General features: G+C 39.0%; 1 protein-coding gene. It reads right to left on the bottom strand.

Annotated elements, in window-relative coordinates:
• On the bottom strand, positions 1-313 hold a 313-nt coding region (locus K5G00_RS29585; RefSeq protein ID WP_238770266.1), incomplete at its 3' end, for an IS110 family transposase.
• Positions 314-421: the final 108 nt, after the last annotated feature.

The raw sequence follows: 421 nt of genomic DNA on the forward strand, positions 1-421 counted from the left end.
CTTTCACATCGGTCTTTTTCCCTTTGGCATGTTTTGTAAACTTTCCATTGCACAGGATCACTTCTATTCCTTGTTTTTGCAACTCTACGTAGAGGTTTTGCCAGTAATCACCTGTCGATTCCATTGCTACAGTAGTGATTCCGTATGACAACAACCATTCGCATAGTCTAATCAAATCTTCTGCGTAAACACCAAATTCTTTCACATCCTCCAGTGCTTGTCCCACTGCAACAAAATGAGATTTGCTTCCCACATCGATACCTCCGGCATTAGGATTGACAATGTCCATTTCAATTTTCTTTTTCCTTGGCATAATTTCATTTTTAGTTTTTTTAATGACCCTAAGGAAATGTATATTTGAATCGAAAATTATTCTGAACGGGGTTGCCAATCGGCACCACCACTGTAATTATCAACAGGC

Source organism: Maribellus maritimus, assembly GCF_022267315.1.
Lineage (GTDB): Bacteria > Bacteroidota > Bacteroidia > Bacteroidales > Prolixibacteraceae > Draconibacterium > Draconibacterium maritimum.